The organism is Anaerobacillus sp. QJM3NY_32 (genome assembly GCF_056173645.1).
On sequence record NZ_CM149684.1, the window covers coordinates 1,484,753 to 1,499,888 of the forward strand.

Below are 15,136 nucleotides of genomic sequence, written 5' to 3' on the forward strand. Positions count from 1 at the left end.
AAATCAATCACAGAAGATAGTAAGAAAGCCAGGGATTCTCCCTGGCTTTCTTTGTACTATGCTTCTTTTAATCCTTCAAACAATAAAACGCGAGCAGGTGATGCATCAGTTCCCTGAAGTTTTAAAGGTGCGGCAACCATGAAGTATTCTCCAGCGGCCACGTCTTTTAGGCGTAAGCCTTCCATGATGATAACATCCTTTTCGAATAAAGAGCGGTGTGTAGGGTGCTCAGGCTGGCTACGTTCAATACCAAGACCATCTACGCCAACTCCGCGAATGTTTCGCTCTGCAAGGTAGCGTGCAGCGTCTTCACCAACGAAAACAAAGTCAAAGTTAAATTCCTCTTCGAAAGAGTTTTGAGATTTGAAAAGGATAAAGTCTCCTTCTTGGATGTCTTCAGCTTCAATATCTTTATCAGATATCGCACCTTTTACATTGGTGACGTCGATTACTTTGGCTTTACCAACAAGATCTTCTTGATTAATCGATTCAATCGTTGCTCCATCATTCATCATATGAAGCGGAGCATCTACGTGAGTGCCCGTATGTACATCAAGAGATAGACGAGACTCTGTTACATGGCCATTCGTCGTCGTGTTGATTTCAGGCTGTTTTTCTTCCTTGTTCTTATAAACGGCCATTCCATTAAAGATAGGTGCACTTACATCATACATTTTCATTAAGAAACACTTCCTTTCAAATAGTAGTGTATATGATAAAGAAAGATACGTGAAGCACGTATCTTTCTTTTGTCATTTTGAATCAATTGCGACGAATCGCAGAAACTACGATGTTTGTTGAATAGGAACACAAAGAGCGTGTTCAATTTATAGAGTTCCAGCGTCTCAATCACTTTACTCTTTCGGTAGGGGCCACCAGTGTAAGTTGTCATTTTCAAGAAGCTTATCTGCCGCTTTTGGTCCCATCGAACCTGCTGGGTAGTTCGGGAAGTCTTTTTCTTTCTCGTTAGCCCATGTCACCGAAATAGGGTCAATGAACTGCCATGAGAGAGCTACTTCATCCCAGCGAGCAAAGTTTGTTGCATCCCCACGCATCACGTCATGAAGCAAGCGTTCATATGCTTCAGGGGAGTTCATGTTGTTTTCCTGGTTGTTATTGAAATTCAACTGGATCGGTGTTGTTTTACGCATATCGCCTGTATCTTTGGCATTCAAGTGAAGCGTAATGCCTTCTTCAGGTTGAATGTGAATGACAAGGATATTCGGTCCAAGCTTACCACTTTCATTCTTATAAAGGTTCATTGGCAAGTCTTTAAACTCAATCAGAATTTTAGTAGATTTATTTGTCATTCGTTTACCAGTGCGAATATAGAATGGAACACCAGCCCAGCGGAAATTATCAATCATTAGCTTCGCTGCAACGAATGTTTCTGTATTTGATTCTTCATCCACATTATCTTCTTCACGGTAGCCTGGTAATGTTTCTCCATCTACTTCGCCTTGTTTGTATTGACCGCGAACGAAGTAGTCATTTACTTCTTCCGGTTTAACTGCACGAAGCGCGCGAAGTACTTTAACCTTCTCACCGCGAATCTCTTCTGTTGAGAGGCTAACAGGCGGTTCCATCGCTAGAAGTGAAACCATCTGTAGGACATGGTTTTGGACCATATCACGTAGGGCACCAGACTTTTCATAGTATCCACCACGTGTTTCGACACCAACCGTTTCACTAGATGTAATCTGGATATTTGAAATGTGGCGACTGTTCCAGAGTGGTTCAAACATCGAGTTGGCGAAGCGAATCGCTTCGATATTCTGCACCATTTCTTTTCCAAGATAGTGATCGATACGATAAACTTCATCTTCAGAGAACACTTGGCGAATTTCGTCATTCAGCTTTTGAGCTGATGGGAAATTGTGGCCAAAAGGTTTTTCGATAACGAGGCGATTAAAGCCGTCACCATCTGTTAAACCTTCAGAGTCTAGATTTAATGCAATTGTTCCAAAGAATTCTGGAGCCATCGCCATATAAAAAATGCGATTTCCTGGAATATTAAATTTCTCATCAAGCGATTGTGTTAATTCATTTAATTCCTGGTAAGATTCTTTCTTCGTAACATCAAATGGTTGATAGAAGAAGTGACTGCTAAATTCTTCATGCTTGTCATCTTTATCCATGCATGCTGTATGTATAACAGAGTCATGAACATTTGAACGGAATTCTTCATTAGTAAGTTGTCTTCTTGCTACTCCAACAACAGCGAAATCCTCTGCAAGTACTCCCTTGCAATAGAGGTTATAGAGTGATGGAAATAGCTTGCGTTTGGCAAGATCTCCTGTTGCACCGAAAATCACGATAACAGAAGCCTGTTTTGATGGTTGATTCATCTTTGTGACCTCACTTTTTGATTATTGCTGTTCCAGAGGGAACTTATGGAAGGAACAGTGAATTCCTTAATTCATCAGTAAAGACTGTTAATGATAAAACGTCTGCTGAAATTCTATCGATCCCGTAATAGAAGATATTACCGGGTTCCCAAGTAAAAATTTTATAGCTTTTTCGCGTTAAAATCAAATTGTGTGATTGAAGTTACGGTAGGATTTTGAAAAAAGAATATAATGGTATATGGCTGTAAGCGATACCAAGCTGATTCCTTTGCGGAAAGGTGTGTACAAGGATTTTGAAGGGAAGATTCGTAAATTTTTTTGAAATAGAATGAATGGATTCAATTACGGCGAATATAGTAGGTAAGTGATTGAGAAGAAAAGGGAGGATGAGTACAATGCTTAAAAAACTGGTCATCTTCTTCCTGCTTATTGCTTTCAGTATTTCATGCTCAACTGTTGAGGAGAAGCCTCAAGATTCAGGAGAAGTGGAAGCAGAGCGCACAGAATCTGTTCAAAGTATCGTAATGAAGCAAGGGTATAACGTGTTAAATGCGATTAAATCGAAAGATGGCAAAGAGCTTTCTAAATTTGTTCACCCAAAAAAAGGTGTGCTATTTTCTCCCTATGGAACGATAGAAGTAAAACGAGCTCAAGTGTTTATGCCAGCTCAACTAAAAGAGTTCTTTAAGAACTCTAAGCAGCTTGAATGGGGAACAGAAGCAGGAAGAGGCGATCCCATTCGTTTATCGCCTGAGGAATATTTTAATGCATATGTATACGATGTAGAATTTAGCGAGACGGAAATCGTAACATTTGATGGCATTCATCGGGAAACAAATAGCATACAGAATATTAAGGATGTGTTTCCGGAAAGTCACTATGTAGAATTTTTTGTGCCCGGATCGGAAGAATTCGAAGGAATGGATTGGAAAAGTCTTAAATTGGTATTCTCTGAATATAAAGGACAATACTATTTAATTGGAATTATTCATGATCAATGGACACCTTAATGTGAACAAATCGTGTCACAAATTTGAACTTTACGTGTGAGATGAATCTCATTGGTTGCTCAATCCGAGAAACTTTCTTATCCTTAAAAGGTAGATTATTGTGATAAGGAGAAGAAATCTAATGAATGATGTTAAACAACGGAATTATACACCATGGATTGTCGGGCTATCAATTGCAGTGAATGTGCTCGTTGTTGTCCTTTTTTTCCTACCTGAGTATAGTGGTGACGTGGGATTTGATATTACGCTGCTCCCTTTGCTAAATGCTGTTTTTAATAGCTTTACATTTGTTTTCTTAGTAGCAGCGCTCATTTTTATTATGCAAAAGAATATTAAAATGCATAAGCGGTTTATTTTTGCTGCTTTTACAACAACGGCACTCTTTCTCGTTTCATATGTGACGTATCATGGGCTTTCTGAATCCACTTCGTTTGGAGGAGAAGGCATCATCGTTCCCATTTACTTCTTTATTTTAATTACGCACATTATTTTAGCTGCCGCTATTGTTCCTCTGGCTTTAATTACGGTTACGAGAGGATTAAACATGCAAGTGGCTAAACACCGTAAAATCGCTAGGTGGACGATGCCGATCTGGCTTTATGTTAGTATTACAGGTGTTGTCGTTTACTTGATGATCTCACCATATTATTAAGGCCTTGTATAAAAAAGTCTGAAGCATCTGCTTCGGGCTTTTTTTATGGTTAAGTTAATGAATGTTGTTGATCTTTGGCTCATTTATGCTCTGTGATGACCACTCGAATGAGCCAAAGATCAACAACAGTATAAATAGCATTTTGTAAGCTGGATAGCCTCTTGTATAGTGTGTTTTAAGGAAGGATAGGCTACTATTATATGATTGCGTGTGGCATAAGGGCGGATCTTATGCTACTTTTGTTAGTGTACGTATTATATCAAGGAGGTACGACTATGAGTGTTCATATTGGTGCAAAACAAGGGGATATTGCGGAAACGATTCTATTACCAGGAGATCCGCTTCGTGCTAAGTATATCGCAGAGACATTTCTAGAAGATGTCGTTTGCTACAACGAAGTAAGAGGTATGCTTGGATATACAGGTACATATAAAGGCGAACGAATTTCTGTTCAAGGAACTGGAATGGGTGTTCCATCTATTTCGATTTATGTGAACGAATTGATTCAGAGCTATGGTGTTAAGAATCTTATTCGTGTTGGAACATGTGGAGCATTAAAGAAGGAAGTGAAAGTAAGAGATGTTATTCTTGCGATGAGCGCGACATCGGATTCAGGTGTGAATCGCCTTCAGTTTAACGGTATGGATTTTGCTCCTACAGCTGATTTTAATCTTTTGAAAAACGCTTACGACGCTGCAGCTGAAAAGGAAATGAGCGTTCATGTAGGGAATGTGTTTACAAGTGATTCCTTCTACCGTGACAATCCGGAAATCTTCCAGCAGCTTGCTGACTACCAGGTACTTGGTGTAGAAATGGAAACTTCTGCTCTATATACAATTGCTGCGAAGTTCGGCGTGAATGCCTTAACGGTGTTAACCGTTAGCGACCATATCGTAACGGGGGAAGAAACGACCTCTGAAGAACGACAAACAACCTTTAAAGAGATGATGATTATTGCCCTTGAAGCGGCATTAAAACAAAAATAAAACGAGAAGAAGACGGCTAATAAAAAGCTCGTCTTCTTTTTTTTGTTTTCATTTAGCATTAATTGCTTTTGTGACTCATTTATCCCAAGAAATGCATATTTCATACGTTATCTCCAAAAGCTAGAACTAACGTATGAGGGGGGATTTACAATGGTTAGAAGGAGAACAATCAAACGACTTCATAAATTGAAAGAAATGGATCAGCAATCGGATAACCAACAAAACAACAAAACCACCCTTCAGGAGCTTATTTTAGATAACTTCAGCGATTGTGATGACCTTGTTCATCGAACGTTCCCGGAGCTAAGCATTTCAATTATTTATTTCCTGCATTTAGTTAACGATCAACTGCTGAAAATGGAGTTGCTTGAACCCCTTTACCATGCTTCTGAAGAAGCTTCCCTTCCTTTCCTTAGAAGATCGAACTTTCACAAATCAGATGATGAGAAGAAGCTAATTGATGGCATTATAAAGGGAGAGGCTGTTGTTTTTCATAAAGAGCATGCTTATTTGATTAATATTTCTGGACCAAAGCAGCGTGAAATTCAGCCTTCCGAAACGGAAACAACGATTACGGGCCCCCATGAAGGATTTGTGGAGAGCAGTGAAATCAATCTCTCTATGATCCGAAGGCGTGTAAGAAGTTCACACTTGAAAATTAATGAAATTCCAGTAGGTGAAGTGGCAAAAGGAAGCGTCTATGTTCTCCATATTAAAGGAATTGCAAATGATGAAATCGTTCAAGATTTGACTAATAGGATTGAAAAAATTGAAATTGATGCCGTTTATGATTCACATATTCTTACTCAATTAATTGAGGATCAGCCTAATGCGCTTTTTCCGCAATTTATGTTAAGAGAAAGGCCGGATGCGATTGCAGCAGCACTTGTAGAAGGAAAAGTCGTCATTGTTATGGACGGTAGTCCTGCAGTGATTATTACCCCTTCAAGCTTCTTTGACTTCTTTCAAACGGGTGATGACTATTACCAAAGGTGGATTACTGGAACGGCCACAAGACTACTGCGCTTTGGTGCATTCATGATTACGATTGGATTTACCGCCCTATACGTTGCCGTCACATCCTTTCATTATGAAATGATTCCACAGTCACTTCTAACAACTCTTGCCGGTTCAAGAAGCAAAGTACCATTTGATCCTTTATATGAAGCGTTAATTATGGAAGTTACTCTGGAATTTTTACGTGAAGCAGGTGCTCGCCTGCCTACAAAAGTAGGGCAAACGATCGGTATTGTAGGCGGTATTGTCATAGGGCAAGCGGCTGTTCAGGCTGGTATTACAAGCAACGTTCTCATTATTGTGGTGGCAAGCTCTGCCATTGCTTCTTTTGTAGTTCCAAGTTATGTAATGAGTGCAAGTATCCGTCTAACGCGGTTCGGTTTAATTCTACTCGCAGGATTACTTGGCAATCTCGGAATCGTGATTGGATTGACGATTCTTGTGATTCATTTAAGTAGCTTAACGAGCGTTGGAGCACCATATTTAGCACCCTTATCCCCATTTTTCAAGAAAGACTGGGGCGACTTCTTATTAAGGGCTCCTTACTCATTAATGAAAACGAGACCAGCTATACCGAGAAGTTCAAATAAGAAAAAAGTGAAGTAAGTAGCTGATAGAAATTGAGGGATATTAATGTCGGAAAAAATAGCGCCATTCCACCTCGCCATCCTGATTTATATGATTCAATCAGGTGTAACGCTATATAAATTACCTCGAATGCTCGCGGTGAGTTTCGGAACAAACGGCTGGGTTATGATTCTCATTATTTCCCTCATTGCTGGATTAAACATCTTTCTCGTTTCTCTTGTGAATCGTTTTCGGAGGGGAGAGAATGTATTTGAAATTATGGAAGGGCTTGTTCCGCAAAAGGTTCTTGCCCCTTTTTATGTCATATTAGCGCTTATATGGTCAATTCTCCCTCTTCTTGTAGGAAAAGACTACATGCTCATCACGCAAGTCCTTGCTTTTCAAAATACCAGTTTGCTGTTGCTGTATAGTATCATCTTGCTCCTCGCCTTATATCTTGTCGTTAAAGACATTTATACGATTACGAAAACAACAACCGTTTTCTTTTTTTTGACGATTTGGATGACGTTCATGCTTATTTATCATATTCCTTATTCTTCTTTGATGCGCTTAACACCATTTATCTTTAAAGATGGGAGTAATCCTATTCAAGGACTGATCGAGGTCTATACTGCCTTCTTAGGCTTTGAAATTGTGCTCTTTCTCTTTCCTTATATTGATCAAACAAAGCCTAAATGGTTTCGAAGTGTTTATGTTGGACATGTAATTACAACAGTTGTCTATGGGCTTACATGTTTCGTTTCATTTATGTATTTTTCATTTGATCAGCTTAAATTAACTAGTTTTCCAGTGCTGAATTTGATTGCTTATATTGAAATCGAGCTTATTGAGAGGATTGAAAGTCTTGTTTTCAATTTGTTCTTAATGAAAATTCTTATAACCGTCGTTATGTATTTATGGGCAGCGAAGCTCCTGCTCAATAGAGCAATACCTGCTATTAATGAAAAGTGGTGTGTATTCATTCTCATCTTTGTGGCCTATTTGATCACGTTAAAGGTGGATGTAGCATACGAGCTAGCGCCCTGGCTATTAATTTTTGGATTAGCAGCTGCAGGGATTGCATTTGGGCTTCCTATACTATTGCTCGTAACGCTTTGGATCAGAAGTATAAGGAGGAAACGACATGCGGAATAACAAAAAGCTATGTATTGTTATCTTAGCCGTGATCGTTCTGACAAGTTGTAATGACAAGAAAGTAATTGAAGACCTGGCGATTATTAGTATGATTGGTTTTGATCGAATAGAAGGGGAGGAAGGAAAGTTAAAAGTAACGGCTTCATTCCCCGATTTATCAAGTGAGACATCCCAGCAGGACGAAATCATTGATACGGTAGCCAATTCAAAAAAAGAAGCTGAAGATCTTCTCTCATCCAAAACGAGGCAACAGGTTGTCAATGGACAAATTCATTCAATCATAATAGGAAGAACACTTGCTGAAGAAGGGGTCAGTCGTGTCATTACATCGATGGAACGAGATCAGGAAATTGGTTCACAAGTGAAGCTTGTCATGGCGTTTGGAGAAGGGGAAGAGATCATTAAGACAGATGTCGAACCGGATGTAGGTAGCTATGTTGACAAAATGTTAAAAACGGAAACGGATAAATTTACGATTCCAGAGATGGACATCTTTCATTTTTCAAGAGATTACTTTGATGACGGCATTGATCCGGTGGCCCCTCTTTTTAGCAGAGTAGATGATGATTTAGTATTAATGGGAACTGCTCTTTTTCGAGAAGATAAGTATGTAGCCCATTTGGATTTACTTCAGTCAAAGGTTTTATTGTTTCTTCTTGGGAAAGTAAAAAGAGGGGAATTAACGATTAAAATTCCGGATGGTGATAACATCCGCAACCTACATTTTGATTATATTAAGAGTAATAGGAAAATTAAGGTTGTTAAAAGTAATGGTAAGGTGGATCACATTCTAATAAATGTGAAGATGCGTGGCTCAGTCATTGAGGATACAGGAGCAAAAGAAATTTCAAGTACTAACGAAACTAAGAAAATTGAAAAGGTAATTGCGGAACATATTGAACGTGACGCGGAGGGGATTCTTAAAGTGTTAAAGGAAAATCAAACGGATAGTCTTGGACTAGGGCAATATGTAAGGCATTCACTATCATATCAAGAATGGAAAAACCTAGATAAACATGAATACCTTGAAACAATACCTGTATCAGTAAACGTTGATGTGACGATAAAAGATACAGGCATGTCTCAGTAATTAGTAAGCAATCCCCACACGTTTACAGGAGTGATTGCGATCGAAGAGTTCCTTGTATACAAAAGCAGCCGTGTCTGCGGTTGATATTTCACGACCACCATCAGGAAGATATTCTTCTTCCACGCGATATTCTCCTTTTGCCGGGCCATCTGGCAAATAAGTAGGACAGATGATTGACCAGTCCAGATCGCTAGCAGAGAGCATTTCATAAACAGAAAGATGTTCCCTTGCTGCTCGCGTTGTCTTTCGTTTAGATTCAGAGGATTCAAAACGATAGAGAGTTGGTTCGACTCGGCTATTAAGTATGCCAGCTGTTCCTACGGTGATAATCCGATTAATCTGTTGTTTTTTCATCACCCGTATTAAAATCGGGGTGCTTTCTGATAACGTTGTTGTTTTATCAGTACCAAGTGCACTAACGATCACATCAACGCCCTTGGCGGCTTTTTCAACGACGTCTTCATTGAGAACATCCCCTTCGACAATCGTAAGGTTACTATTTGTAGGGAGCTTCTCAGGTGATCGTGTTAAAACAGTCACCTGATGCCGATCGGAGAGAGCTAATGTAAGAATGTTGCTTCCGACTCGTCCTGTTGCCCCTAAAATCAATATATTCATCTTGACTCTCCCTTCTAATACTATTCATTTTAAAAAAGGAATGGCTCTATTGCAACTAACGATATTCATGGAATGACATTACTCCGCACTGGTATTTTGGGTGATTTAATGAGAATACAGCGCTTACATTGAAGAATCCTTTATATTTCACAATAGATTTCTGATTTCTACTTATAAAGTTCAGAATTTTTGTTAAAATACTCGTAACGTAATAAGAGAGTGAAGTTTATTTTGTTTTAGATAGAGGAGAGGGGAATGAAACATGAGAAAAGCGCTTTTTGAGAGATTAGAAGATTTAGTACCACAAATGATTGACCTAAGAAGAGATCTTCATCAGAATCCTGAATTGTCATTCCATGAAGTTCGAACACCTAAACTAATTGCAGATTTCTACGAGGAACTTGGCATGGACGTTAAAATAAATGTCGGTGGCAGAGGAGTAGTGGCTTCTTTAGAAGGTGCAATGCCAGGAAAGACAGTGGGCTTACGTGCTGATTTTGATGCCCTTCCAATCAATGATGAAAAAGAAGTACCCTACAAATCCACTGTTCCAGGTGTGATGCATGCGTGCGGTCATGATGGTCATACATCAACGCTTCTCCACTTAGCAAAAGCACTACATGAGCAAAAAGATCAATTAGCAGGTCGCGTCGTCTTTATTCATCAATTCGCTGAAGAGATTACACCTGGTGGAGCAAAGCCAATGATTGAAGACGGGTGCCTAGAGGGAGTGGATGTTCTTTTTGGAACACACCTTTGGTCTGGATTCCCAACAGGAACAATTGCGTATAAACCAGGACGCATTATGGCTGCTGCCGACTCTTTTGAAATTGTGATCAAAGGGAGAGGTGGTCATGGGGGTATCCCACATGAGGCGCTTGATTCAATTGTGATCGCCAGTCAGTTGGTTGGTAATCTCCAACAAATTGTCAGCCGGTTTATCAATCCTTCAAGTACAGCAGTCATCTCTATCGGTTCATTTCACGCAGGTTCCGCTTTCAATGTTATTTCAGAAACGGCAACATTGAAAGGGACGGTTAGAACCTTTGATCGAGACGTTCGCGAGAAGATCATCGGGTATATGGAACAAATGATTAAAGGCACGTGTGAGAGTAGCGGGGCAGACTATACATTTAGTTATGACAGAGGGTATCCTCCTGTAGTTAACCATGAAAAAGAAACGATGATGTTGAAGGAAGCTGCAGAAAGAGTAGCTGAGGTGAAAAATGTTGTAGAAACAGAAGCCTTAATGATCGGAGAAGATGTCGCTTATTATCTAGAAGAGGTTCCCGGAACATTCTTCTTAACCGGGGCAGGTAATGCTGAGAGTAAATCGACGTATCCTCATCATCATCCAATGTTCGATATCGATGAGAACGCTATGTTGATTGCTGCCAAAACGCTTGGGGAAGCAACGTTAGCTTATCTTGAGCAACATCGTTATGAGACGGAAGAGGTTAACACTTAAAATAAAAGGAGTGAAATGGATGGCGAGGGGTTTACTTGAGAATGAGGCAGAACTTAGCAAAAGGCAGTTGCATTTACTTATGCAAGTTTCAACAATCTTTAACTCATCACTAGATTTCTATTCTGTCATTCAGTCTGTTATAGAAGAAGCCGTCTCAGCCATTGATGCAGCTGATGGTGGTGTGCTTTTTCTATATGATAAAGAACAAAAAGGTTTAAAAGTGGCTGGGTCGACAGGGTTTCGAAAGAAGACGGTCAATGAAGTCATGCTCCGTTCAGGTGAGTCGATGACAGGTCTTGCATTTGAGAAAGAAACCACTTTGCACTTCAAAACAAGTGATGAAGTCGAAAAAGCTATGGGAACGATGTCTCATCAAAATGCTAGCCTATATTACCAATCTGCACAAGAGCTACCGCTGAGTACGATTTGTATCCCGATTAAAAAAGAAGGTACTTGTACAGGGGTCATAGTGCTCGACCAGTTTAATGGGGGAAAAGGATTTACAGAAGATGATATCCGACTTGTGGAAGCTATTTCTTCACAGGCGGCCATTGCACTAATGAACGCGAATTTGTATCAAAACAAAGAAGCTTCTTTACAGAAGTTAAAGCAATTTAATCAAACAGTGATTCATCAAAACGAAAGTCTATCGATCTCAGTAGATACACACCAGGCCCTGTCGGACATAGGGATGAATGAAGACTCGTTTAAAGAAATTTGCACGTATCTCACAAAGTCTATTGGAAAGAGCGTAGCCATCTATGATCCATTTGGAGAGGTGAAGGCTTCCAGTCAGATTGAATGGAATGCAGAAAAAAGTTTACAAAGCATTATTCTTAATCATTTAAGTACCATTCAAAATGAGACAAATGAGTTAGAAGTTGTGCAAACTGACGAAGATTCTTTACTTTTTCCTCTTGGCCGATTGTCATTTCCACTCGGTTATCTCGCTATTCTTTCTGAAAAGCTCCCACTTACAAGGTTTGAGCAGTCAGCCGTTTTTCACGCATGTACAGTTGCGGGTCTTCAGCTAATGAAAAAGGAATCGGAGCATAAAGAACAACAGCGTTTAACTGGAGAATTACTCATCCATCTTCTATCGCCACAAGAGGATGAAGCGGATTTAAGTTACCTTGCTGGGCGTTTGAAGACAGGATTAAATGGTTATTTCACAATCGCTTTAATCGATGTACCTCAGGAGTTTGAACAAGGACGCGAGGAATGGCTTAGAAGATGTATTCATGCTTCTATTAAACATTTACTGGAGAAAAATCATCAAAAAACTGTGCGTGTTACAGAGTGGGGCCGTCAAATTGTCTTGCTGTTCCATCAAGATGATGAGAAAGGCATCGAATCATCCATTTTCACTGTTAATCAGTTCATCCAAGAATTTAATGAGTTGATCGCTTCTGTCACAACTGAAAAAATTTGTAGAATCGGAATTGGAAAACCAGTTAGAGGAATCCGTGCCATTGATCACTCTTTTCAAGAAGCGAAGAAGACGATTAAATTTCTAAAGCGATTTACATTCGCGGGTTATTCATCATGGTATGGAGAAATCGGGGCGCTTCGACTCCTGTTAAACAATAAAGAAGAAGATCTAGCAAGCTATGCGCTTGAGTATCTCTCTCCGTTGCTAGCTTATGAAAAACGCCGCAAAGGAGAGCTCTTTCAAACTTTATTTGTTTACTTATCGACCGGACAAGATTTAAAAAACGCTTCTGAACAGCTCCATGTTCATGTTAATACGATGAATTATCGAATTCAACGCATACAAGAAATACTAACGATTAATTTTAATGATCCTTCTGATCTTATGAATATCCAAGTTGCCTGTAATATTTATCGTTATTTATTTGAAGCCTAGTTATTCATCGTCTGGCTGAAGATAGGGGCGAAGTTTTCGTACGTATCGTCGAATGTCGAATAAGAGTTTGGTTTGTAATTTCTTTTCTTCTTCGAAATTTTGGATATGAGAGATGGATGGGAAAGATCCGTGTTCATTGAAACGAACGGGAATCAGTCCTGTTTTTAACAGTTCACCACTTTCTCGATTGATAAATTCCACTTCGACGTTCGCTTCAAGCGTGTTAGGTATATGATGGTCTTGTAGTCGCTTAACTTCCTGTACTTTAAATAATATTTGCGGCATGTGAGATCCTCCTTCCTTTTCCCCATACCCTTTTTTGAAATGAATTAGCCATAAGATATGTTTGTAACAGCCTGCCCTTTCATGCAGGCTGTTTTTATGTGGAAACTTTCTTGAGCAGATTAAATGATAGGGAAATGAGATGGGAAAATTGTATCATCTAAGAAAATGTGGAAGGAATTTGAAGATGAATGTCTAATGACTACTAATAGTGAAAGGAATTACTTGCACTTGAACTGATTTTGTTATGGAAAACGGAGTGGAGCGTATCATGGAAGACCTCATCTATGAATTTCATTTTTTTCTTATTTTGATTTCGATTTTAATGGTAGTTAGCTATACTTATACAGCTTTTGATTTTCATGAGAAGGCTTACAATATGACGCATTCATATCGACAGCTATGGATATTTGGCAGTGCATTAGCAATGGGAGCAGGGATTTGGATTCTACAGTATCTTGTACTGTTAGGGATTTCAACAGCCGACTCAACCTTTTACAATCCATGGTTTGTTATCATTACTTTAGTTATTCCTATTGTTGGATCACTCCTGTCATTCAACATCATTTCATCAAAAAGACAATTGAAACAGTTGGTAGTGGCAAGTTTCTCTCTCACCATTGTTTTGGTCTTTTTGCAATTGCTAACATCTGTCTATTTATTAGGAGAGATTTATCATTTGACAGATTGGTGGAAAATTGTCATTCCAGGTTTGATCGCCTTCATTTCGACAGTTTGTAGTTTTTGGTTAGTTTATGGTGTATCAAATGAAAAACGGAACTCCTGGGGGAAATTATCAGGGGCAATTGTATTTGGTTTAGGTACTCTCGCCGTTCATTATTTTACGATGATTTCCTCGGCTTCAAATTCAAATTTTAAAATAGAAAGCTACAGTGAAAATACGGTGTTGCAGTATCTTGTTTTGATTGGCATATTCATTATTTCTGTTTTAATCTTAATTAGTGTGATTCGAGGTCAAAAGGTAGAAGAACAGGCCACACAACTTCAAGAGAGCGAGCGGAAATACCTCTCACTCGTTGAAAATAGTCCCGATGGTATCATGGTACTAGATATCAGTGGTCAAATACTAAATATGAACCCCGCTTTAGAAAAAATGAGTGGCTACTCATCGAATAGCACAAGTAATAAAACGAGTTTTCAATTCGTGGATCAGCGTTACTTAAAGCAGACGTTAAATTGTTTTGAAAGAACGAAAGAAGGTATTCCGCAAAAGTGTGAATCTGCCATTGTTCATCGAGAAGGTCACTCGGTTCATGTGAAGTTAATTTCCATTCCTCATATGGTTCATGGAAAAGTACAGGGTGTTATTGTCATAGTGGAAGATATTACAGAATTTAAAGAAACGGAAGCACTGCTAAGACGCTCAGAGAAATTAACAGCGGTAGGAGAGCTCGCTGCAGGAGTTGCACATGAAATAAGAAATCCACTTACTTCTTTAAAAGGCTTTGCAACATTAGTCTATAGCTCTTCTGAAGACGATAAATCAAAAGAGTTTCTTCAAATCATGTTATCGGAAATTGATCGCATTAATTTCATAGTGAGTGAATTTATGCTCCTTGCAAAACCTCAAGAGAAAGAGTTTGGAGAAAGTGATCTTATTTCATTGCTTCAGCACGTAGTCGCCCTTCTTAAATCCCAGGCAATCCTGAAAAACATTGTTATTCGAACACAGTATGAGTGTGATCACTTTCCTATTTTAGGTGAAGAAAATCAGCTAAAGCAAGTGTTTGTCAATGTTGTGAAAAACGCTATTGAAGCGATGCCTGATGGTGGCACTATCTTTGTAAAGGTAAAAGAAAATGAGAAAAAAGAAGCGGTTATAACGTTTGTAGATCAGGGTGTAGGTATCCCAGAGCACCAATTGCCAAGGATCGGCGAACCATTTTATACGTTGAAGGAGAATGGGACTGGACTGGGACTAATGGTTAGTTTTAGCATTATTGATAACCATAACGGGAGAATGCGCTTAACAAGTGTTGAAGGAGAAGGAACTACCGTCGAAGTGATCCTACCAGTTTATGAAAATAAGCTGGTGAATGTTTGAAGAAATAGAGT

The 15,136-nt window shown here is 39.2% G+C and carries 13 protein-coding genes; 9 read left to right on the plus strand and 4 right to left on the minus strand.

Annotated elements, in window-relative coordinates; genetic code table 11:
* Window positions 1-56: 56 nt before the first annotated feature.
* Window positions 57-680, minus strand: a complete 624-nt coding sequence (locus AC0VYH_RS07990) for a cyclase family protein (protein WP_194221068.1) — start codon at window positions 678-680, stop codon at window positions 57-59.
* 174 nt (window positions 681-854) lie between these two features.
* Entirely contained in the window at window positions 855-2,348 is a 1,494-nt protein-coding gene (zwf, locus tag AC0VYH_RS07995; RefSeq protein WP_475373624.1) for a glucose-6-phosphate dehydrogenase, read from the minus strand.
* Between the two features lie 395 nt (window positions 2,349-2,743).
* Between zwf and AC0VYH_RS08000 the strand changes: the two genes are divergently transcribed.
* From AC0VYH_RS08000 to AC0VYH_RS08025, 6 genes are all read left to right on the plus strand, one after another.
* Window positions 2,744-3,358 carry a hypothetical protein gene (locus tag AC0VYH_RS08000; protein ID WP_475373625.1) on the plus strand — a complete coding sequence of 205 codons (615 nt, stop codon included), beginning with the start codon at window positions 2,744-2,746 and terminating at the stop codon, window positions 3,356-3,358.
* A 121-nt stretch (window positions 3,359-3,479) separates the two neighbouring features.
* Window positions 3,480-4,010: a DUF420 domain-containing protein gene (locus AC0VYH_RS08005; protein ID WP_194221071.1), complete on the plus strand. Its 531-nt coding sequence runs from the start codon at window positions 3,480-3,482 to the stop codon at window positions 4,008-4,010.
* Between the two features lie 275 nt (window positions 4,011-4,285).
* Entirely contained in the window at window positions 4,286-4,996 is a 711-nt protein-coding gene (gene deoD, locus AC0VYH_RS08010) for a purine-nucleoside phosphorylase (protein ID WP_194221072.1), read from the plus strand.
* A gap of 150 nt (window positions 4,997-5,146) precedes the next feature.
* Window positions 5,147-6,619, plus strand: a complete 1,473-nt coding sequence (locus tag AC0VYH_RS08015; RefSeq protein WP_475373626.1) for a spore germination protein — start codon at window positions 5,147-5,149, stop codon at window positions 6,617-6,619.
* 27 nt (window positions 6,620-6,646) lie between these two features.
* Window positions 6,647-7,735: a GerAB/ArcD/ProY family transporter gene (locus AC0VYH_RS08020; protein WP_475367116.1), complete on the plus strand. Its 1,089-nt coding sequence runs from the start codon at window positions 6,647-6,649 to the stop codon at window positions 7,733-7,735.
* A complete protein-coding gene (locus tag AC0VYH_RS08025) occupies window positions 7,725-8,825 on the plus strand; it encodes a Ger(x)C family spore germination protein (RefSeq protein WP_475368816.1) in 1,101 nt (366 codons plus the stop codon). Before AC0VYH_RS08020 ends, AC0VYH_RS08025 begins: the two co-directional genes overlap by 11 nt.
* Here the strand turns inward: AC0VYH_RS08025 and AC0VYH_RS08030 are convergent, their stop codons facing one another.
* On the minus strand, window positions 8,826-9,443 hold the full coding sequence (locus tag AC0VYH_RS08030) for an NAD(P)-dependent oxidoreductase (protein WP_475368817.1): 618 nt from the start codon (window positions 9,441-9,443) through the stop codon (window positions 8,826-8,828).
* A 262-nt stretch (window positions 9,444-9,705) separates the two neighbouring features.
* On the opposite strand from AC0VYH_RS08030, the gene AC0VYH_RS08035 reads away from it, so the two are divergent.
* Both AC0VYH_RS08035 and AC0VYH_RS08040 read left to right on the plus strand, forming a co-directional pair.
* Window positions 9,706-10,911, plus strand: coding sequence for a M20 family metallopeptidase (locus AC0VYH_RS08035; RefSeq protein ID WP_430242240.1), 1,206 nt, complete (start codon window positions 9,706-9,708; stop codon window positions 10,909-10,911).
* 19 nt (window positions 10,912-10,930) lie between these two features.
* Window positions 10,931-12,778 (plus strand): helix-turn-helix domain-containing protein, encoded by a 1,848-nt coding sequence (locus AC0VYH_RS08040; protein ID WP_475368818.1) that lies wholly within the window; start codon window positions 10,931-10,933, stop codon window positions 12,776-12,778.
* On the opposite strand, the gene AC0VYH_RS08045 is transcribed toward AC0VYH_RS08040, so the two are convergent.
* Complete coding sequence (locus AC0VYH_RS08045) at window positions 12,779-13,063, minus strand: hypothetical protein (protein WP_194221078.1); 285 nt, start codon at window positions 13,061-13,063, stop codon at window positions 12,779-12,781.
* 268 nt (window positions 13,064-13,331) lie between these two features.
* Between AC0VYH_RS08045 and AC0VYH_RS08050 the strand changes: the two genes are divergently transcribed.
* Entirely contained in the window at window positions 13,332-15,125 is a 1,794-nt protein-coding gene (locus tag AC0VYH_RS08050) for an ATP-binding protein (RefSeq protein ID WP_475373627.1), read from the plus strand.
* Window positions 15,126-15,136 lie beyond the last annotated feature (11 nt).

What these genes read in the sequence shown, in the direction of transcription:
- AC0VYH_RS08015 (WP_475373626.1), top strand. Translation starts at nt 5,147, where the DNA reads ATGGTTAGAAGGAGAACAATCAAACGACTTCATAAATTGAAAGAAATG.
- AC0VYH_RS08000 (WP_475373625.1), top strand. Translation starts at nt 2,744, where the DNA reads ATGCTTAAAAAACTGGTCATCTTCTTCCTGCTTATTGCTTTCAGTATT.
- AC0VYH_RS08035 (WP_430242240.1), top strand. Translation starts at nt 9,706, where the DNA reads ATGAGAAAAGCGCTTTTTGAGAGATTAGAAGATTTAGTACCACAAATG.
- AC0VYH_RS08020 (WP_475367116.1), top strand. Translation starts at nt 6,647, where the DNA reads ATGTCGGAAAAAATAGCGCCATTCCACCTCGCCATCCTGATTTATATG.
- AC0VYH_RS08030 (WP_475368817.1), bottom strand. Translation starts at nt 9,443, where the DNA reads ATGAATATATTGATTTTAGGGGCAACAGGACGAGTCGGAAGCAACATT.
- zwf (WP_475373624.1), bottom strand. Translation starts at nt 2,348, where the DNA reads ATGAATCAACCATCAAAACAGGCTTCTGTTATCGTGATTTTCGGTGCA.
- deoD (WP_194221072.1), top strand. Translation starts at nt 4,286, where the DNA reads ATGAGTGTTCATATTGGTGCAAAACAAGGGGATATTGCGGAAACGATT.
- AC0VYH_RS07990 (WP_194221068.1), bottom strand. Translation starts at nt 680, where the DNA reads ATGAAAATGTATGATGTAAGTGCACCTATCTTTAATGGAATGGCCGTT.
- AC0VYH_RS08040 (WP_475368818.1), top strand. Translation starts at nt 10,931, where the DNA reads ATGGCGAGGGGTTTACTTGAGAATGAGGCAGAACTTAGCAAAAGGCAG.
- AC0VYH_RS08045 (WP_194221078.1), bottom strand. Translation starts at nt 13,063, where the DNA reads ATGCCGCAAATATTATTTAAAGTACAGGAAGTTAAGCGACTACAAGAC.
- AC0VYH_RS08005 (WP_194221071.1), top strand. Translation starts at nt 3,480, where the DNA reads ATGAATGATGTTAAACAACGGAATTATACACCATGGATTGTCGGGCTA.
- AC0VYH_RS08050 (WP_475373627.1), top strand. Translation starts at nt 13,332, where the DNA reads ATGGAAGACCTCATCTATGAATTTCATTTTTTTCTTATTTTGATTTCG.
- AC0VYH_RS08025 (WP_475368816.1), top strand. Translation starts at nt 7,725, where the DNA reads ATGCGGAATAACAAAAAGCTATGTATTGTTATCTTAGCCGTGATCGTT.